Below are 18,658 nucleotides of genomic sequence, written 5' to 3' on the forward strand. Positions count from 1 at the left end.
AACCGCCAGATCTGCGCCGGAACTTCGGAAACTGATGCGAATTTAAAACCCATTTAGGCGCGGCGAGACTTGACTTAGGTCAATTCACGACAAAATTGTTTTGCCCATGCACCAACCTTCCTTTCCCATCATCATCAGGCTTGGAGCGTGAATAACCCAACTGCCACGACGATCGATCGCACAATCCCGCCGGGTTTCGGCAGAACGAATCAAGCCAAGGCTTGTCACCGTGCCCCCACTTACCTATTCTTTGCGAACGCCATGACCCTTATCTCGCCGAATACCCATTCGCCCCTGGCGCGGACCGGCGGGCTATATCCCCTGCTGATTCATCTCGCCCTGGCGCTGGTGTTCATGGTGGTAATCCTGAGCGCGTATCTGCGTCTCGCGGGGAGCGGTCTGGGCTGCATGGATTGGCCGGAATGTTATGCAGTGATCAAAACCAAAGCCGGGGGTTCCGGCTCGCTCGCCGCCATGCACCTCGTCCCGGCATGGGCCACCGTGGTACACCGCCTGACGGCCTCGGCTCTGGGTATTGCGGTAATAGGTATCACGTTGATGTCGATCCAACGGCGCAAGCATCCCGAACAACCGGTGTTATTGCCGATCATGATCCTGGTACTGACGATTCTGTTATCCCTCCTCGGATATAAAACACCCTCACCGCTGCTGCCATGGGTTACGCTCTGCAATCTGGCGGGAGGAATGGCGATGTTGGCGCTGCTCTGGTGGTTGCGCCAACGATCGGCGTCGCCCGTTATGGTCAATAAAGCTCATCCGCGCGGGTTGCGACTCGGGGCGCTGATCGGGATCGTCATCATATTTATTCAGATAAGCCTGGGTGCATGGGTAAGCGCCAATTTCGCCGCCACCGCTTGCACCGATATTCCCGGTTGCGGCGGTGAACCGTGGACAGCGGTTTCCTTGCGCGAAAGTTTTGACCTGACCCGTACACTTGCTGTGATGCCGAACGGCAAGGTAGTTACTGGAACTGCTGAAAAAGTCATCCACATGTTTCACCGGGGGGGCGCACTGGTGGTATTGATTTATATAGTATGGTTGTGCTGGCGCGCCGCCCGCGGGGATCGGCTCATGCGCCGAACAGCGGTCACGTTATTCGTATTGGTCCTGCTGCAACCGCTGCTGGGCGTGACAACCATCGCCATGAACCTGCCCATTATCGCGGTTACGGCCCACAATGCGATCGCGGCCTTGTTATTGTTGAGCGCGGTCAACCTCTTTCACCATCTCGCTCCGACCGGCAAATGAAGAAGGCTGCAAACTTGCCTCAAGACAAAACGGTCGCCGCCTGGCTGTTGATCTGCTGCGCGCTCATATTTCTGATGGTGGTGCTGGGTGGCGTCACGCGCCTGACGCGTTCCGGCCTTTCCATTGTCGAGTGGGATCCGATCCTGGGGGTTGTCCCGCCTTTCACTCAAGCCCAGTGGGATTCCGCCTTCGATAAATACAAACAAACCCCGGAATACCGGAAGGTCAATTTCGGGATGTCGCTGGCGGAATTCAAGGGCATTTATTTCATGGAGTGGGGACATCGCCTGCTCGGCCGGCTCATCGGCGTGGTGTTCCTTGTTCCATTCCTTTATTTCCTGATTCGACGACGCATCGCGCATGCGTTGACGCCAAAACTAGTCACGATGTTCGTGCTTGGCGGATTGCAGGGCGCACTGGGCTGGTACATGGTCAAAAGCGGTCTGGTGGATATTCCGCGTGTCAGCCCCTACCGTCTGACGGCGCATCTCGCGCTGGCGGTGATTATTTACGGCTATATTTTATGGATCGCGCTGCAACTGCTGCATCCGAGGAAATCCACGACGCCTTCCGGCGGTTTACAGCGCTTTGGTATTTTCGTCACCGCGGTGATTTTTCTCATGATACTTTCCGGTGGATTCGTCGCCGGCAGCAAGGCGGGCTTCGCCTTCAATACGTTCCCATTGATGAATGGGGGGTTTATCCCCGAGGGTCTGTTCTCGTTGCGTCCGGTCTGGATCAATTTATTCGAAAATATCGCCACCGTGCAGTTTACTCACCGATTGTTGGCTTACGGGTTGTGCCTCGTCATCCCCGTGTTCTGGTGGATGGCGATGCGTCAGGCGCTGCCGACGGCGGTTCGATTGACCTTGCACGGGCTGCTCGCCGGTTTGGCTATCCAGGTGGCGCTTGGAATAACCACCTTGCTCAACTTGGTTCCGATTCCGCTCGCCGCTGCGCATCAGGCCGGCGCGCTGGTTTTATTCAGTCTTGCGCTGCTGTCCCTGCACCTGCTGCGGACTCGTGCTTGAGGCAGCGAGAAGCGAGGTTTGTCTAGAACAATTTTTTACCGGATTTGAGTATTAAGGTTGTTTCGTCGGCCGCCACCGGCCGGTTGAAAAGATAACCCTGCATGCCGTCACACTCGTGTTTGCGCAGAAAGGTCAGCTGGCCTTTTGTTTCCACGCCCTCGGCGATCACCCGCAACTGAAGACTTTTCCCCATGGCGATGATGGCAGTGACGATGGCAGCATCGTCTTCATCCGTAGTGATGTCATTGACGAAAGATTTGTCGATTTTAAGGGTGTCAAGCGGGAAACGCTTGAGGTAGCTGAGCGAGGAGTAGCCGGTGCCGAAATCGTCAATGGCCAGCTTGACCCCCATCCGGCTCAAGGCTTCGAGCGTTTCCACCGTCGCCGGTGCGTTTTGCATGACCACATTCTCGGTGATTTCCAACTCAAGTAGCCCCGGCGCCAGTCCAGTGGTTTCCAAGGTACGCGCAACCATCTCCACCAGCCTGGGTTCACTGAAGGTCCGGCCGGATAAATTCACGATGATGGTTAAGGGTGAGTGCCCGACTGACTGCCAGACCTGCGCCTGGGTGCAGGCTGTCCGAAGCACCCACTCGTCAATGGATTTCATCAGGCCGGTTTCTTCGGCCACGGCGAGAAACTGCGAAGGAAAAACCATCCCCAGCTTCGGATGCCGCCAGCGCAACAGGGCCTCGACTCCCATGACACGGCCCGTCGAAAGACTCACTTGTGGCTGGTAGTGAAGCATAAATTCTCCGTGCTCCAGCGCATGCCGCAGGTTCGTCTCCAGCGTAAATTTTTCAAGCGCCTTGGCGCCCATTTCGGCGGAATAGAATTGATACTTGTTGCGTCCCTGTTCCTTCGCGCGGTACATCGCGGTATCCGCATGGCGCAGCAACCTTACGGAATCTTCCCCGTCGTTGGGATACAGGCTGATTCCAACACTGGCGGTGATGACAAACTCCCGCCCCTCCGCCACGAACGGCCGGGAAAGGACGTCGAGGATTTTTTCCGCAACGGCCGGAACGTCATCCGCGGTGGCTATGTCCTCCAGGAGCACCGTAAATTCATCGCCGCCCAGACGCGCCACGGTGTCTCCCTCGCGCACGCAACTGAGCAGCCGCTGTGCGATCACATTCAGCGCACTGTCGCCGATATTATGCCCCAGAGTGTCGTTGATATTTTTGAACCGGTCCATGTCGAGGAACAGCACGGCCAGCGATCTTTTCGTCCAATGCGCGCGCGTGAGCGCATGATTCAAGCGCTCGATAAACAGCGCGCGATTCGGCAGACTCGTCAACGCATCGTGATGCGCCAAAAATTGCAGGCGTTGCTGCGCCTGCATGCGCTCGGTGACGTCGCGGACAATCGCCTGGAGGTAGCGTTCACCGCCGAACTTAATGACATTCAAGCTCACTTCCGTGTCGAACGGCGTGCCGTCCAGACGGGCATGCCTCCACTCGAAAAACTGGGGGTCGCCCTTGAAAGCCGCATTAATTTTCTCATGTGCCTTTTCCGCGGAAAGACGACCATCGGCCTGATACTTCGGTGAAAATTCAACGGGTGTATGGCCGATGATCTCCTGCCGTTGGCAGCCGAACATTTCCAGCGTGCGCGCATTGCAATCTACGAATCGATCGTTCTTATAAAGGAAAATGGCGTCCTTGGCGGATTCGAACAGGGTTCGGAATTTCCTTTCGCTCTCCCGCAACGCATCCTCGGCCTGCTTGCGCTCGGTGATGTCGCGTAACAGCGATACCCTGACGATGCGCCCCTGGTAAGGAACCATCCTGGCGAAAATTTCTACGGGAAAGGCCGTTCCGTCCTTGTGCAGCCCCATGGCCTCATAGGGGGTCTCATCCGACGTGCCAATATGGCGGTCCACGATAGCGCGTGATTCCGGCGCCGTCAGTTCAAGCGCGGTTTTACCGACGATTTCCGATAATTCATAGCCAAACATTTCCGCGAACCGCGGGTTGGCGTCAAAAATCTTGCCATTTTCAAGCATGGCAATGCCCTCGAGCGCGATCTCCGAAAACCGGCGGAAACGTGTTTCGCTCTCTTGCAGCGCTTCCTCGGCTTGCTTGCGCTCGGTGATGTCCTTTCCGGTGGAAATGAAATGAGTGGTCCGCCCGGCATCGTCCTTTAGCGGCGTGATGCATATGTCTTCGTAGTAGAGCGAGCCGTCCTTTTTGCGGTTAACCAGGACAGCGCGATAAATCTCGCCGCCGAGGATCGTATTCCACAACTTCCGGTAAAATTCAGGTGGGTGCGCGCCGGATTTGACGAGGCTGGGTTTTTTTCCGATGGCCTCGCTCCGGGCGTAACCGGTGGCGTCCTCAAACGCCGGGTTGACATACTCGATCATGCCCTCGCGATCGGTAATGAGGATGATATCGGCCGTTTGCTGCACAGTCCTGGACAGCTTACGCATTTCAGCCTCGACCTTGAAACGATCGGTGACGTTCACCAGCAGCAGCACCAAGCCGAGCACACGCCCATCCCCCTTGATCGGCGTGAGGCTCCAGTCCCAGTAGGTTACGCCGCGCTCGGGGTGCTCGGTCTGCTCGGTGTACTCGAAGGGCCGGGCGTAAGTGACGAACGGCTCGCCGGTTTCCACGACCCGGCGGAAGATCGCCTGATTTTCAGCGTTCGGAAACAGATCGAAGTGATTCTTGCCGGCGAAGAAGTCCGGGCTGTGTCCCTCGGCGGCGGCGTAGGCCTGATTGACGCGGATGAAATTGAACTGCGGGTCGAGGTAGGCGATCATCATGTGTGGGTGCGAGAATACGTTCTCGAGCAGCGTGTTGTTCTCGCGCACGGCTTGCTCCGCGCGGATACGCTCGCTGATGTCGATGATGAAGCCTTCGAGCGCCAATAGTTCACCGGCCGGGGAGAAGATCCCGCGGCCCTGTTCCCAGACCCATTTCTGCTCGCCCTTTGCTGTTGTGATGCGATAGGTCAGTTGAAACGGGCGTTGCTCGCGCACTCCGGCCTGCACTTGGTTCCAAACGAGCTCCTGATCCCCGGCGTGGATCAGTTGCCCGTAGGAAATCCGGCGCGTACCGATGAAATCCTCGGGCAAGTAACCGGTTAACTCCAGACAGCCGTCGCTCGCAAACTCCAGTGTCCAGTCCTTGTCGTTGCGACAGCGGTAAACCATCCCGGGAAGATTCCCCATCAGCGTCACCAGGACCCGGTGGCTTTCCGCCAGTTCCTCATTGACGTGCCGGCGCTCGATCTCAGCTGAGGCACGAGCCGCGAGAATCTGCAGCACTAATTCCACCTCTTCGGCATTACGCAGCGGTTTGCGATCCATAACCACCAGCAGGCCCAGCGGTTGACCGGCCGATCCGAACAAGGGGACGCCGGCATAACACTCCGCTTTGAGTGCGGCAAGATCGGTATCTTTCGGAAATAATTTCTGTACGCCGCGAGGATAAATGCAGATATCCTGGTTTACCACATTCTTGCAAGGCGAGTTGTGAAGCAGATAGCTGAAGTTATCGATAAACCGGCCGGTGAAATGAGCGCTGATGACATTAACAACCTCGTTATTATCGTGCGCCAGCTCGCCGACAAGCGCGTAATCCACGCCCAGGATTTTGGTGAGATACTGCACCAAGGAGCGGAAAAAGTTTCCCCCAAAGGAAATCGACGCTCCCATGGCGATACTGCGCAGAATATTGGTGGCGGGCATGCCTTCGCTAGCCAACAAACGCCGATGCCGGGTGCGTTTTGATTTGATCACGGGTTTAGTCGCCATGCGCCTCGCTTCCTACGCCACTGGTAATGGGTCATGCACCATGATGCAGTTTTTTAGCTTGTCGCCCTACAGGTCAAACTGAAGCTGATCCATGGTCTTTATCCCCTTGAGGGTTTAAATTTGCCGAGACGCTTTGTTAAAATATAGACCAAAAGAACAACCCTCTATGACATATCCCTGGCGGTCATTGATTAGGCAATTCCTTGACTCTTATCAATGCTCTTCGGACCCAAAGACTGATAAAAGGCTTGGTGCTTGATATCTATACTAGTCATGCCCGCGACGATCACACTCCCGACCGCGAAACGAGGCCGCTGGCGAATCTTCACCTCGGCCCCGCATCGCATGATGTTTTTCACCGGCGCGGTCCAGACCGTGCTGATCATGTTGTTCTGGCTTGCGGAATTGCTTGGGCGCTCGGGATGGTGGTCCATCCCGCTTTCCGTGATACCTCCCGTCTGGGCGCATGTCTTTCTTATGCTGTACGGACTTTTTCCGTTTTTTATTTTTGGATTCCTGTTTACCGTATACCCGCGCTGGTTGCGCGGTCCGATCGTACCGGCCGCGCGCTATAGCGCCGTTTTTGTTCTCCTCGTCGCCGGAGTGATTGTGTTTTACGCCGGACTGTTCACCTCCCGGGTCGCCGTGGCGGCGGCACTGACACTGCTCCTGACCGGTTGGGGAGTGGCGCTGCATTCGCTGTTGGCGGTCTACCGGAAGGCCCCCAATCCCGGGTTGCATGAACGCCTGCTGAATATCGCGCTTACCGCCGGCTTTATCGGCATCGCCTGTTTTCTGGTGGGCGTACTCCATCCAGCGCCGTGGGCATATTTGCTCGCGCGCGAGACCGGTTTGTGGCTGTTTCTGGTCCCGGTGGTATTCCTCGTGGCGCATCGGATGATTCCGTTTTTCAGTCAGAGCGCGCTCATTCACTACATCATGGTGCGTCCCACCTGGGGTCCGCCGGTGTTGGTCGTTTGCGTCGTGGGTCACGTGTTGTTCGAACTCAACAATCTGGCGGCGTGGCGCTTTCTCGCGGATGCCCCGCTCGCGATTGCCGCGCTGCATCACTTCTGGATCTGGCAGTTCCGCCGCAGCTTCCACGCGCGCCTGCTGGCCATGCTGCATATCGCCTTTCTGTGGCTCGGTCTCGGCATGACGCTCTACGCCGTGCAAAGCATCGCCCTGCTCGTTACCGGTGTCGATTACTTCGGACGCGTTCCGCTGCACGCGCTGGGCATCGGCTTTTTCACCGGCATGGTGGTGGCGATGGCCTCGCGCGTCACGCTCGGACATTCCGGGCATACACTCGAGGCCAACGACTTAACTTGGGGCGTGCTCCTGGGTGTAAATATCGCCGCCGTCATGCGCCTCGCGGCGGAATATATTCCGGGTATTGTCGGCAGCGCGCTAAACATACTGGCCGCGACAATCTGGCTGGTGGCCTTCCTGGTGTGGGGCTGGCAATATGCGCCGATTTATCTGCGTCCGCGCTTGGACAGGAAACCCGGATAATCACGGGCGTAAAACCATGTTATGGATTAAATACGCGCATGTGGCCTGCGTGATCCTGTCCGGTACCGGTTATTTCGTGCGGGGGTTGTGGATGATGTACGATTCGCCGTTATTGCTGAAACCGTGGGTAAAGGTGTCACCGCATATCGTTGACACAACCCTGCTCGCATCGGCCGTTCTGCTTGTGATGCAACTCCGCTTGAACCCACTGGCTCACGGCTGGCTCGCGGCCAAGGTGGTGGCGCTCGTGGCCTATATCGTGATTGGGGCCATCGGGCTTAAATACGGAAGAACCAAAAACATCCGCGTGACGGCTTGGGTCGGCGCATTGATTATTTTTGGCTATATCGTATTGGTGGCCCTGACCCGGCAGGTGTTGCCCTTTGCCGGTTAACGACTCCTTTATTTTAATTCCTCAGGCCACGTAAAAATAAATGGCAAGAAAATGGCTGACGCTGCCGGCCAATACGAACAGATGCCAGATGCCATGCGCCCAGCGCCGGGTTGCACCGCGGACGTAAAAAGCAACACCGAAGGAATAGAGTGCGCCGCCCCCCAGCAATAAAGAAAAGCCTTCCCAAGGCATTGACCGCCATAGCGGGCCCGAAGCGATCAGCGCCAGCCAGCCCATGGCCAGGTAAATCACGACTGGAAGGATCCGTGTCCCGTGACGCGGCAAAAATTCCAGCGCCATTCCGATAGCCGCGAGTCCCCATATCACTCCCAATAGTGACCAGCCCCAACCCCCACGTAACGTCACCAGAGCAAAGGGCGTATACGTTCCGGCAATCAACAGATAAATGGCCAAATGATCCAGCCGGCGAAACACGGCCTTGGCGCGGTGACGCAGGCTGTGATAAAGCGTGGAAAACGTGTAGAGCGTAACCAGGCTGACACCATAGAGAGTGAAACTCACGATCTTCCATGGATCCCCCAGACGCGACGCCACGACGACGAGAACCGTCGCGCCGCTCAACGCCATGACGGCGCCAATGAGATGGCTGATGCTGTTAAACCGCTCGCCGGGGTACATTACTGTGAACGGCTTATAAAATAAGCCGGACCGCTACAGGCTGGGCGTGGCGTCGCGCCCGCCACGGCGGTTCTCACGCCGGCTTTGGCAGGTGATACAACGTTTCGCCGTGGGATAGGCGTCCAGGCGTTCGGAGGTGATTTCCTCGCCGCATTCGACACAGGTACTGTAAGTCCCGTTTTTGATACGCTCCAGCGCGGCCTCAACATCCCGCAGCTCGTCAAGTTCCCGCGCGCGCGTCGTGAGGTTGATTCCGCGCAGCAGCTCAGCGAAGGATTCGTCACCGGCGTCATGCACCATGCCGGCGAGTTCGGTAAAATCCTCCTGCTTGGATATGGCCAGTTCCGCGTGGATGATGTCGCGCAGTTCCTCGCGGCGTTTCTTCAGACGCTCGAGGAAATGCTGCAGTTGTTTTTCAGGAATCGCCGGCATGGTAATACCCCTGTACGAGATGGAACAAGGCTGTCGCGTTAACGGCTTGCCGTAGTATATCCCTTGCCTTCCTGCAATTACGATCCCTGACAGGCTTGTATTGCATCCCGCGGATGTCGAGACGATCGCGTTACCACACCTACCCGCCTATCTCCCTGTAATAACGCAGAATTCACGTGCGATTATGTGAAACGGTAACGTATAATTCGGCCGGAGAATAGACTGAGAAAACGCGGTATCCAGAGAGAACAGCGATCTACTCCATTATCTTTGCTGCAAGACCTGTGTGCGCCTTGGCTGAGAAACTATTTCTTCCGGTTCAAGGACGTATTGGCGACGGCGGACGCGCCACGAGCGCGCGTGCCTCGAGCGGGCTTTGTACGCCGATCGCCACCAACGTGCCGTCCATAACCAGCGCCGGGATGGTGTTGATTTCCAGGCGGGCGGCAAGCCGTTGTCCCTCGGGGGCGGCCAGATCCACGACTGAAAAATCCAGATCAAGATCGGCGGCGACTTCGCGCCAGATGGCCTCGGCCTGATCGCACGGTACGCACGCTTCGGACACCACTAACTGGATTTTCACGCTTATACCTCTATCTCGTCCGGAAGGACCGGCGCTGACCGGCCACTGAAATATATCGATAATCCATTGCCGGATTTGGCGTCACTCTGGCCCGGCATACCGGGAATGGCATTGACCTTGGTCAAGTGGTCTGCTTCGAGGTTATCATTACGCGGATGAACCGATCCCCGGATGCGGCGAGCGAATTGCGCCGCGCCTACCTGTTTGCCGAATTGTCCGAGCCGCACCTGCGGACGCTTATCGACCACATGCAGGAAATTCGCCTTGAGTCCGGTAATACGCTGTTCCACCAGGGCCAGCCCGCGGAACGTTTCTTCTTCCTGCGCGAGGGTTTGGTGAAGCTGTTCCGGCTGTCACCCGAGGGGGACGAAAAAATCATCGAAGTCATGCGGCCGGGCGAGACTTTCGCGGAGGCGGTCATGTTCATGGGGACGAAGGGGCATTACCCCGTCAACGCGGAATCGGTGGGCGAATCGCGCATCTTCGCTTTTGAACAAAAGACCTTTCTGAACCTGCTGCGCGAGTCGAGCGATGCCAGCTTCGGACTGCTCGCCTCCATGAGCCGGCGACTGCACATGCTGGTTAACCAGATCGAAAGCCTCACCTTGCAGAACGCCACTTACCGTCTGGTCGCGTACCTGCTCGAACTGATCCCGCGTAACGTCAAGACTTCCCCGGAGGTGCAGCTCACCACGCCCAAGGCCGTGATTGCCTCGCGACTCGCCATTCAGCCCGAAACGCTTTCGCGTATCCTGGCCAAGCTGCGGCAAGCAGGACTGATCGAGGTGCACGGCAACCATATTACCGTGCGTGATGTGCAGGCATTGCGCGACATGGTGCACTTGCCTCCGTAATTGATAGAATGCGCGCATAAATAATGGAATCTGACAATACCGATTTGGCCGTTTCCCCTGGCAACGCCGTGCCGGATCCGCCCGACGCGCGCGGTCTCGTCAACCGGAGTCGATGACAGCATGAGCAAGCTCACCCATCTCACCGAATCCGGAGCTGCCCGCATGGTGGATGTCGGCGGGAAAGACGTCACCGCACGGGAGGCCTGCGCCGAGGGATTAATCCGCATGCAGCCGCAGACGCTCAAACTGATCATCGAGGGCGGGCATAAAAAAGGCGATGTGCTGGCGGTGGCCCGGGTCGCGGGCATTCTGGCGGCCAAAAAGACCGCGGATCTGATTCCGCTGTGCCACGCCATTGCTCTCAGTGCCATTGATATCGAGCTGACGCCGGATGAAGCGCGCTCCGCGGTCCGTTGCCGCGCGGTTGCGCGCACCCAAGCCCAGACGGGGGTTGAAATGGAGGCGCTGATGGCCGTGGAGCTGGCGCTCCTGACCATATATGACATGTGCAAGGCCGTGGATCGCGGGATGGTCATTTCTGACATCGGTCTGGTGTCCAAATCCGGCGGGAAATCCGGCGACTGGCGCCGCTGATATCGCCGGTCGCGCCAGCGGCATCAAACCGAGGGCGGCGGATAACCTCCCGGTCGCGGGGATTTAATCTCGGGAAGAAAAAGCAGAAAAAGCCGAGCTGCGGGATCGGGATGCTGGATCACTGAATCCATTTTCCAAACCAGGGCTTGGCGAAGCGCGTTCCGATGCTGTTTCCGGCGGTGAATTCAACCTGTGCTTTTGTGGTCATTGGCCGATTTTGACCATGCATTCCAGCGCGCCAGAACATACAATACCCCTCGCCGGGAAACCGCCCGAGAAAAATTAACCGCGCTCAGTTTTCAATAGTTTATTAATACTCAGATACCGGGTTTTTTAATGTCCCTACCCCAACCGTCGTCACCGATTCTGGTGCTCAACTACGGACTGACCTTCGCCGAACTGTTTGCTCTCGAAGGGCTGCACAAAATCGACGCGCTGTTCCTGGAACACCTTCGCGACCGGGATGCCAAGGCGCAGGCCACCCTGCTGGCCTGGCGAACCGGCGAAGCGAAACTTACCCCGTTACAGGTCAGCGAATTGCTGCTCGCCTGCGGTCCGGTGCTGGAGAAATTCATCGCCGGTCTGTTCGGCATTGAAAAGGAATTGGAAGAACTATCCCGCCGGACGCGGTCCCACGATCCGATATTCGAATTCAAGAAATTCTTCGTGCAGCGGCGCGCGCGCCGGCGGCTGGCGAAAAAAGAGGAAATCGAGGAATTTGCCGAACTGGACCGCTGGCTGACACAAGCCCTCCTACAGGCGGGGCTCGATACCACTGACCGCGAGCTGGCTGTTTCCCGATACGGCGAGCAATTACTCAAAGACGATAAGGCCAACGATGTACAGGGAAGTACAAGTGTCGCGGGAGACAGGATGTCGGGGGCGACCGCCGAGCGGATCGAAAAACTCACGCGTTGGTGCATTCGCGCGCTGACCGCGCCCGAGGGCAAGACCGCGGTCAAAGGCTGGGTTAGCTTCCGGCTCCCGGAAGGCATCGATCATCAGAAACTGGTGCCGATCATTCCTCTCAATGACGATCTGGGACGCTTGGCCGGGCCACCGGAGCGTCTGCGGGCGCGCGACGGGTTCAGGCTCACCGATCCGCGCATGCACGCGCGCGAAATCCAGAGCGAGATCCACTACTGCATTTACTGTCACGACCACGACGGAGATTTCTGCTCCAAGGGTTTCCCGGAGAAAAAAGGAGTTCCGGAAAAGGGACTGAAGGTCAATCCCCTCGGCGATACGCTTACCGGCTGTCCGCTGGATGAAAAGATCTCCGAGATGCACGCCCTCAAGAAATCGGGCCACGCCATCGGCGCGCTGGCGATGATCACGGTGGATAATCCGATGTGCGCCGCCACCGGTCACCGTATCTGCAACGATTGCATGAAGGCCTGCATTTACCAGAAACAGGACCCGGTTAACATCCCGCAAACGGAAACGCGCATCCTGACCGACGTGCTCGATCTTCCCTGGGGCGTCGAAATCTACGATTTGCTGATTCGCTGGAACCCGCTGCGGCCGCGTCAGTGGCAGCCCAAACCGTATAACGGCCTGAAAATCCTGGTGTTCGGCATGGGTCCCGCGGGCTTCACGCTGGCGCATCACATGTTGATGGAGGGCTGCGCCGTGGTCGGCGCCGATGGTTTGAAAATCGAACCGCTGTCGGAGAAACTCGCGCGGGAACCGATCCGCGATTACAGCGATCTGATCGAATCGCTCGATACCCGGACCATGACGGGTTTTGGCGGCGTGGCCGAATACGGCATCACCAACCGGTGGGACAAGAATTTTCTTAAGCTCATTTATCTCTCGCTGCTGCGCCGGCAGTTTTTCCAGGTATTCGGCGGCATCCGCTTCGGCGGCACGTTGAACGTCGAGGATGCCTGGGGACTGGGCTTCGATCACGTTGCCATCTGCATCGGGGCGGGGCTGCCCCAGGCGTTGCCCGTTCCGGGAAGTCTCGCCCCCGGCATGCGCCAGGCGAATGATTTTCTCATGGCGCTGCAATTGACGGGGGCCGCCAAGCATTCCAGCCTGGCCAACCTGCAGGTGCGCCTGCCGGCGGTGGTGATCGGCGGCGGTCTCACGGGCGTGGACACCGCGACCGAAATCCAGGCTTACTACATCCTGCAGGTGGAAAAAATGCTTGGGCGCTACGAGGCGATCGCCGAACAGCACGGCGATGCGGCGGTGCGCGCTGGGCTCGACCCAGGCTCGCAGGAAATTCTCGATGAATTTCTGGCACACGGACGCGCCGTGCGGGCGGAGCGCGAACGCGCGCAACAAGCCAACAGCGCGCCGGATTTTGTGCCGCTGATGCGCCGGTGGGGCGGGGTCACGATCGCCTACCGCAAGGGCATGAATCAGTCGCCCGCGTATCTGCGCAACCACGAGGAGATCATCAAGGCCCTGGAAGAAGGCATCTATTACGCCGAGGGCCTCGATCCGAAAGAGGCGTTGGTCGACCGACACGGCCAGGTGCGGGCGTTGATGACCCGGCGCCTCGCTCCCACGCCGGACGGCAAATGGGTCGCGACCGGCGAGGAAGTGGAAATCCCGGCGCGCTCGATCCTGGTGGCCACCGGCGCGCGCCCGAACGTAGCCTACGAATTCGAGCACCGGGGACATTTCCACAAGGAACACGGCCATTATCAAACGCATCACGACCGGGACGGCAAACTGGAACCGGTTCCGGTCGCGGCCCATTGCAAGCAGGACGACTTCGGTCCGTTCACTTCATATGGAGTCCACGGGCACCGCGTGAGCTTTCTCGGTGACACCCATCCGGTGTTCCATGGCAGCGTGGTCAAGGCCATCGCCTCCGCGCTGCGCACCTACCCCAGGATCATGGAGGCGCTCGGTCCCAAAGTGAACCAGAAAGGCGACCTCAAGGAATACCGGGAATTCCGTACGCACATGGATGAAGTGCTGAACGCGCGCGTGGAATCGGTCAAACGTCTCACGCCCACGGTGGTGGAGCTGAACGTGTATGCCCCGATGGCGGCAAGGCGGTTCAAGGCCGGCCAGTTCTTCCGGATTCAGAATTTTGAAACGCATTCCCCCCTGTTGGACGGAACGCGCCTGCAAACCGAGGCCCTCGCCATGACCGGGGCGCGCGTGGACCCTGCCAAGGGTATCGTGACGCTCATGGTCATCGAACACGGCGTGAGTTCGCGCCTGATCGCGCTGCTCAAGCCGGGCGAACCGGTGGCGCTCATGGGCCCCACGGGGGTGCGGGCGTCGATCCCGGACGGCGGCGAAACCGTTTTATTCGTGGGCGGCCGTCATGGCGCGGCGCACGTGCAATCCACCGGAAAGGCGCTGCGCGCCAAAGGCAACCGGGTGCTGTTCGCGGGATGTTTTACGACCGCCGAAGAAGTATTTTCCCAGGATGAAATCGAGGCCGCGGCCGATGCGATATTATGGATCACCGCCGGCGGCGCGCCGGTCAAACCGCGTCGCCCCCAGGATCGCGCCGTGACGGCGCCCGTGATCGATGCGCTGGTGCGCTATGCCATGGGCCGGCTGGGTGAGAATCCGATCAAGCTTGAAGACGTCACGCGTTTGCTCATCGTCGGCGGCAATCGTCTGGTGCGCCTGGTGCGTGACGCGCGCGGCCAGGAACTGGTGCCCTACTTGATCAAAAAACCGGTGACCGTCGCCTCGATCAATACCCCCATGCAATGCTGCCTGAAGGGCGTTTGCTCGCAATGCCTGCAATGGCAGATTGACCCGCACACGGGCCGCCGCACCAAAGCCGTATTCGGCTGCTCGTGGCAGGATCAGCCCCTCGATATCGTGGACCTGGACAATCTCGACGAGCGCCTGTCCCAGAACCGGGTGCAGGAACACCTGACCAGTCGCTGGCTGGATTTTCTGCTTACACGACATAATATAGAAAGGGTATGACCGGCTAAGACCGGAACTTGTCAACCGGTTTACGCCTCTAACGTTGTATTCCGCTCACATGGCCTTCGAAAGGGAGTATCGCATGCGTAATTTCACGGTAATCATTCTTGCCGCCACCGCTCTACTTGCCGGCTGTGCCGGCGGTCTCGGCAGCGGCGACTACGAACGCGGTCAGACGCGCGGGGTTCAGGAGGTACAGATGGGCGTGGTGGAATCGGTGCGTGAAGTCAAGATCGAAGGCACCAAGACCGGCATCGGCAGCACCGCCGGAGCCGTGGTCGGCGGCGTGGCCGGCAGCGAAGTGGGCGGCGGCAAAGGTCAGATCATAGGTGGCGTCCTGGGCGCCGTCGTCGGCGGCGTCGCCGGCGCCGCGGTGGAAGAAGGCACCACCCGCCAGCCGGGCATCGAAGTCACCGTCCGGCTCGACAGCGGCCGGACGATCGCCGTCACTCAGGCGGCGGATGAACTATTCAAGGTCGGTGAACGCGTGCGGATATTGTCCGGGAGTGGCGTCACGCGCGTGACGCATTGAATTTTTCTTAGGTTTTCTTTACACAAAACCGCCCTTTCGGGCGGTTTTTTATTTGTGCGGCCTGCGGCCGCGTAACGTAGTCGTCATGCCGGCGGAAGCCGGCATCCAGGCTTTAAATGGTTCGCGCGCTTTGCGCGCGACTCAAACATAATTGCGGGTAGCTCCTGCTACCCTGTGATGCACATGGATGTGCGAATGTCGCGAGCACATGGATGCGCAGGAGCGACCACCCTAGGCGACTTTGGACTCAGACCGTCCCTGGTCTTCGCCCTGCGGGCAGCCTTCGGCTGTCCAAATTCGATCCCATCGAATTTGTCTCTGCTTGTCCAAAGACAATTTTGCCGGGAGCAAAATTGGACGAACTTCAGTTCGCCCAGAGGGCCCGCGCCAGGGATGGCGCGGGTCAAAAGTCGCCAAAGAGAACGACACCCCGGAGCCGCCGACTTCCCCTTGCGCTTCTCGGGAAAATCGGCGCTCGCCTAACTCGCCAGGCGCCGACAACACGCCTTGGGCTCAAACACGAGGCTCGCTGCTCCCGATTTTCCCTGCGATGCTCGACGGCGGCTACGGAGGGGATAAAAGCGGCAAGACAGTGCTCGACTCGCGACGACAGGAATAAGAACGACAGCACTCACCCGCGGAGGGGGTGCGTAGCGTCCCCGGAGTCTGGTGGAGCGCCTTGTTCGGCCGCATTTAGCGCACCCAGCTTGATTAGTAGCCCGGCTGCTCTTTCATGGGCATCCTTGAAGTCAGCTTCTAGCTGCATCCAGTAGTCATCAGTTAATTCTTGTTGACGCGCCTGACCTTCAAAGTACTTCAAGAATATAGTGCCCTGTGACTGTGTGATTTCCCCGTGCGCAAAGGCATTTCGATACTTCATGATCTTTGACATGGAAAGATCGAAGTTCGCCCTCTCCTTGCCTTCGAGAATCTTTGATTCGTTTAGGATCGACATCACTACTTTTCGTTTTGCAGAGAATCCGCACCAATCAGACGTGAGAATTACTGACTCGAAGAACTCTCGTTTCGAGATATCAGGCCCAAATAAAAAGAACGAGATCACATGCTCCATATGCTTCTCGACCGTTAAGGCAGAACTCATGACTTCCTGCGAATTCCGTAGCACCTGCCTATGCGTAGCGATTGCTTCGTCAAGGCTTACGGGGCTGCTCCCGACAACGATGCGTGCGTGCTTTAGCAGTCTGATTTCCTTCATGGATCTCGATGTTCACCTTGTGATGCCGAACGTGCGGCTGAGCGGCGCGGCGCTGTTTGCCGCGTCCGTTTCCAGCTGCGAGTTAGACCGTTATTCATCTTCCGTTCTATCCGCGAAGCGCATAATTTTTCTAAAATCTCTGCGTGCGTCTCGACCCATTTTTGGCCACAGGCCTTGCAAACGATCAATCAGTCTGTGTGTCAACAACCCTTCTAGTTCTTCGATGTCCACAATGTGGGTCCCCTTCACGCTACCGGCGGTCAAGACTAAAAGGAAGTCATTTACGACTGTGATCTGTGTTTCTGTCTGTTTCTTCGTTGTCTTAAATGGTGAAGCAATTCGCGCTTTCAGATCTACTTTCCGTCCCTTTCGCGGTAGCCCCACATAGAATGCATTCTGTTTTGCTTTTTCTACGGAGCCGTCAAAAATTCGCTGTATTGCCTTTCTTGCGAACATCGGTAGCTCGACATACACCGCGAACTTGTTTTGCTTGTATCGGTGGTCATATGTTAAGCGGACTATCGCTTCCTCCTGATCCGGCGGATACCTTCCCTCTGTTCGACTTCGCCAAACTAAGTCTTCTAACACCAGATACTTGCCGAGTTCTTCCAGGGACAGAACAGACAAGCCATAAGCAGACGCATGAGACTGGTTTTTGAACAGAAGAATCGCGTCTTCATGCAGTCGAAGTGCATTTTGAAACGAAAGCACTCCCATCCGGTCAAGTTTGCGAAGGTTGGCATGGCTCATCTGTTAACAGTAAAGGTCTAACAGTTGAGTATACGGATCATGCGGCAATATTCTGCCGCACTGTCCGGTATATTGAGAAGAAGTTTCTTGAAATGTAAGGAGATTTTCCAGGTATATAAGCAATTTCTTATAGGGGATATACCGCAACATCCGATAGGCACACTTAATACCATACCGGCTTGGCAGGGCCAGGTGTTGCTCAAACCCCGTAGCGCGCGCCGAGTACCGCCGCCTGTAAATGCACTGCCGCTTCCGGCGCGTCCGGCACCACTGCCATGTTATGTGTTACCGCGATTCGCTACTGGCTGGAGCGCAAATACGCGTGCGAGCTTGGTGGCAGCGGCGATATCGCCACGCCTTAGTGCGTCACGCACATCATCAAGTTTGTACGCGTCTGCTACTGACAAATACGGCGACCATTCTGTTTCATCTTCAAGAAGCTCGACATCCACCTCGGCAACGTACTTGCCTTCGTGCACATATTTGACTCTATGGCGCTTACTCATCTTTGCCTCTTCGCTTGGTAAAGGTGCTGTCCCAGCGGTTGGGTTCGGGGCGATAGGCGGTTACAACCACCGCCGGGGAAGTGAGTCCTTTCGGAATTCCCCATACAACATGAATGGGCCTGGCGTCTCTGTCAAATTGTAGCACCAGCACGGCGCGGCCCTTGGGAAATGTGGGGTAATCCTCAACAAGGGCGGCCTTGTTTACACCCGCCAGGATATCCCGAACGTATATCCCGTCCGCCGCGATCTCATCGTAACCATGCTCGGATATCCGCACGTCTCCGGCAGCAACGAGCTTCTTTACAACCGCCAGCGTCTCGCTCAAATTATCGGGCCTCGTGCGCTGTGTTTATTGACGCATAACAGTTGAGTATACGGATCATGCGGCAATATTCTGCCGCACTGTCCGGTATATTGGAATTGAGTTGGTTGAAATGTAAGGGAAATAATTTGATATATGCGCATTTCCTTATAGGGGATATACCGCAACATCCGATAGGCACACTTATACCGGCTTTGCAGGGCCGGGTGTTGCTCAAACCCCGTAGCACGCGCCGAGCATCGCAGCCGGAATCGGGGTATTCGCGAGACTTTTGATTGTGCCCGAGGGTGAGCAACTGTGTTTATCCCACGATGTTTTGGAGTTGCCATGGTGTATTGCT

At 57.4% G+C, this 18,658-nt stretch carries 16 protein-coding genes; 8 read left to right on the plus strand and 8 right to left on the minus strand.

Going from position 1 to position 18,658, the window contains the following annotated elements:
- Positions 1–147: 147 nt before the first annotated feature.
- On the plus strand, positions 148–1,269 hold the full coding sequence (locus tag WD823_RS04535) for a heme A synthase (RefSeq protein WP_368428295.1): 1,122 nt from the start codon (positions 148–150) through the stop codon (positions 1,267–1,269).
- Positions 1,266–2,300 (plus strand): COX15/CtaA family protein, encoded by a 1,035-nt coding sequence (locus tag WD823_RS04540; RefSeq protein WP_368428296.1) that lies wholly within the window; start codon positions 1,266–1,268, stop codon positions 2,298–2,300. The genes WD823_RS04535 and WD823_RS04540 overlap by 4 nt, the downstream gene beginning before the upstream one ends.
- A gap of 22 nt (positions 2,301–2,322) precedes the next feature.
- Here WD823_RS04540 and WD823_RS04545 read toward each other — a convergent pair whose 3' ends face one another.
- Positions 2,323–6,066 (minus strand): PAS domain S-box protein, encoded by a 3,744-nt coding sequence (locus tag WD823_RS04545; RefSeq protein WP_368428297.1) that lies wholly within the window; start codon positions 6,064–6,066, stop codon positions 2,323–2,325.
- Positions 6,067–6,339: 273 nt separating this feature from the next.
- Here WD823_RS04545 and WD823_RS04550 point away from each other — a divergent pair, with 273 nt between their 5' ends.
- Together WD823_RS04550 and WD823_RS04555 are read left to right on the plus strand one after the other, a co-directional pair.
- On the plus strand, positions 6,340–7,581 hold the full coding sequence (locus WD823_RS04550; protein WP_368428298.1) for an NnrS family protein: 1,242 nt from the start codon (positions 6,340–6,342) through the stop codon (positions 7,579–7,581).
- A 16-nt stretch (positions 7,582–7,597) separates the two neighbouring features.
- Positions 7,598–7,975, plus strand: a complete 378-nt coding sequence (locus WD823_RS04555; protein ID WP_368428299.1) for a SirB2 family protein — start codon at positions 7,598–7,600, stop codon at positions 7,973–7,975.
- Between the two features lie 21 nt (positions 7,976–7,996).
- Here the strand turns inward: WD823_RS04555 and WD823_RS04560 are convergent, their stop codons facing one another.
- The 3 genes from WD823_RS04560 to WD823_RS04570 all read right to left on the minus strand — a co-directional run bounded on the left by WD823_RS04560 (position 7,997) and on the right by WD823_RS04570 (position 9,629).
- Complete coding sequence (locus WD823_RS04560) at positions 7,997–8,614, minus strand: hemolysin III family protein (protein WP_368428300.1); 618 nt, start codon at positions 8,612–8,614, stop codon at positions 7,997–7,999.
- A 33-nt stretch (positions 8,615–8,647) separates the two neighbouring features.
- Positions 8,648–9,046, minus strand: a complete 399-nt coding sequence (locus WD823_RS04565) for a TraR/DksA family transcriptional regulator (RefSeq protein WP_368428301.1) — start codon at positions 9,044–9,046, stop codon at positions 8,648–8,650.
- A 319-nt stretch (positions 9,047–9,365) separates the two neighbouring features.
- The gene (locus WD823_RS04570; protein WP_368428302.1) at positions 9,366–9,629 is read right to left on the minus strand and encodes a thioredoxin family protein; all 264 of its coding nucleotides are present in this window, start codon (positions 9,627–9,629) and stop codon (positions 9,366–9,368) included.
- A gap of 155 nt (positions 9,630–9,784) precedes the next feature.
- On the opposite strand from WD823_RS04570, the gene WD823_RS04575 reads away from it, so the two are divergent.
- From WD823_RS04575 to WD823_RS04590, 4 genes are all read left to right on the plus strand, one after another.
- Positions 9,785–10,483: a Crp/Fnr family transcriptional regulator gene (locus WD823_RS04575; protein ID WP_368428303.1), complete on the plus strand. Its 699-nt coding sequence runs from the start codon at positions 9,785–9,787 to the stop codon at positions 10,481–10,483.
- A 120-nt stretch (positions 10,484–10,603) separates the two neighbouring features.
- Entirely contained in the window at positions 10,604–11,077 is a 474-nt protein-coding gene (moaC, locus tag WD823_RS04580) for a cyclic pyranopterin monophosphate synthase MoaC (protein WP_368428304.1), read from the plus strand.
- A 336-nt stretch (positions 11,078–11,413) separates the two neighbouring features.
- Positions 11,414–14,992 (plus strand): pyridine nucleotide-disulfide oxidoreductase, encoded by a 3,579-nt coding sequence (locus WD823_RS04585; RefSeq protein ID WP_368428305.1) that lies wholly within the window; start codon positions 11,414–11,416, stop codon positions 14,990–14,992.
- Positions 14,993–15,074: 82 nt separating this feature from the next.
- Positions 15,075–15,524, plus strand: coding sequence for a glycine zipper 2TM domain-containing protein (locus WD823_RS04590; protein ID WP_368428306.1), 450 nt, complete (start codon positions 15,075–15,077; stop codon positions 15,522–15,524).
- 631 nt (positions 15,525–16,155) lie between these two features.
- Here the strand turns inward: WD823_RS04590 and WD823_RS04595 are convergent.
- The 4 genes from WD823_RS04595 to WD823_RS04610 form a co-directional block, all read right to left on the minus strand.
- Positions 16,156–16,626, minus strand: coding sequence for a hypothetical protein (locus WD823_RS04595; RefSeq protein ID WP_368428307.1), 471 nt, complete (start codon positions 16,624–16,626; stop codon positions 16,156–16,158).
- Positions 16,627–16,830: 204 nt separating this feature from the next.
- On the minus strand, positions 16,831–17,490 hold the full coding sequence (locus WD823_RS04600; protein WP_368428308.1) for an AbiV family abortive infection protein: 660 nt from the start codon (positions 17,488–17,490) through the stop codon (positions 16,831–16,833).
- A gap of 278 nt (positions 17,491–17,768) precedes the next feature.
- Positions 17,769–17,996, minus strand: coding sequence for a hypothetical protein (locus WD823_RS04605; RefSeq protein WP_368428309.1), 228 nt, complete (start codon positions 17,994–17,996; stop codon positions 17,769–17,771).
- Positions 17,989–18,321 carry a DUF4258 domain-containing protein gene (locus WD823_RS04610; protein ID WP_368428310.1) on the minus strand — a complete coding sequence of 111 codons (333 nt, stop codon included), beginning with the start codon at positions 18,319–18,321 and terminating at the stop codon, positions 17,989–17,991. Before WD823_RS04610 ends, WD823_RS04605 begins: the two co-directional genes overlap by 8 nt.
- Positions 18,322–18,658 lie beyond the last annotated feature (337 nt).

Origin of the sequence: Sulfuricaulis sp. (assembly GCF_040901545.1) — a bacterium.
Lineage (GTDB): Bacteria > Pseudomonadota > Gammaproteobacteria > Acidiferrobacterales > Sulfurifustaceae > Sulfuricaulis.

Excerpts from the sequence above, each read along its gene's own strand:
- WD823_RS04555 (WP_368428299.1), top strand. The coding sequence starts at position 7,598 with ATGTTATGGATTAAATACGCGCATGTGGCCTGCGTGATCCTGTCCGGT.
- WD823_RS04550 (WP_368428298.1), top strand. The coding sequence starts at position 6,340 with ATGCCCGCGACGATCACACTCCCGACCGCGAAACGAGGCCGCTGGCGA.
- WD823_RS04565 (WP_368428301.1), bottom strand. The coding sequence starts at position 9,046 with ATGCCGGCGATTCCTGAAAAACAACTGCAGCATTTCCTCGAGCGTCTG.
- WD823_RS04590 (WP_368428306.1), top strand. The coding sequence starts at position 15,075 with ATGCGTAATTTCACGGTAATCATTCTTGCCGCCACCGCTCTACTTGCC.
- WD823_RS04575 (WP_368428303.1), top strand. The coding sequence starts at position 9,785 with ATGAACCGATCCCCGGATGCGGCGAGCGAATTGCGCCGCGCCTACCTG.
- WD823_RS04540 (WP_368428296.1), top strand. The coding sequence starts at position 1,266 with ATGAAGAAGGCTGCAAACTTGCCTCAAGACAAAACGGTCGCCGCCTGG.
- WD823_RS04560 (WP_368428300.1), bottom strand. The coding sequence starts at position 8,614 with ATGTACCCCGGCGAGCGGTTTAACAGCATCAGCCATCTCATTGGCGCC.
- WD823_RS04585 (WP_368428305.1), top strand. The coding sequence starts at position 11,414 with ATGTCCCTACCCCAACCGTCGTCACCGATTCTGGTGCTCAACTACGGA.
- WD823_RS04605 (WP_368428309.1), bottom strand. The coding sequence starts at position 17,996 with ATGAGTAAGCGCCATAGAGTCAAATATGTGCACGAAGGCAAGTACGTT.
- WD823_RS04595 (WP_368428307.1), bottom strand. The coding sequence starts at position 16,626 with ATGAGTTCTGCCTTAACGGTCGAGAAGCATATGGAGCATGTGATCTCG.
- WD823_RS04545 (WP_368428297.1), bottom strand. The coding sequence starts at position 6,066 with ATGGCGACTAAACCCGTGATCAAATCAAAACGCACCCGGCATCGGCGT.
- WD823_RS04600 (WP_368428308.1), bottom strand. The coding sequence starts at position 17,490 with ATGAGCCATGCCAACCTTCGCAAACTTGACCGGATGGGAGTGCTTTCG.
- moaC (WP_368428304.1), top strand. The coding sequence starts at position 10,604 with ATGAGCAAGCTCACCCATCTCACCGAATCCGGAGCTGCCCGCATGGTG.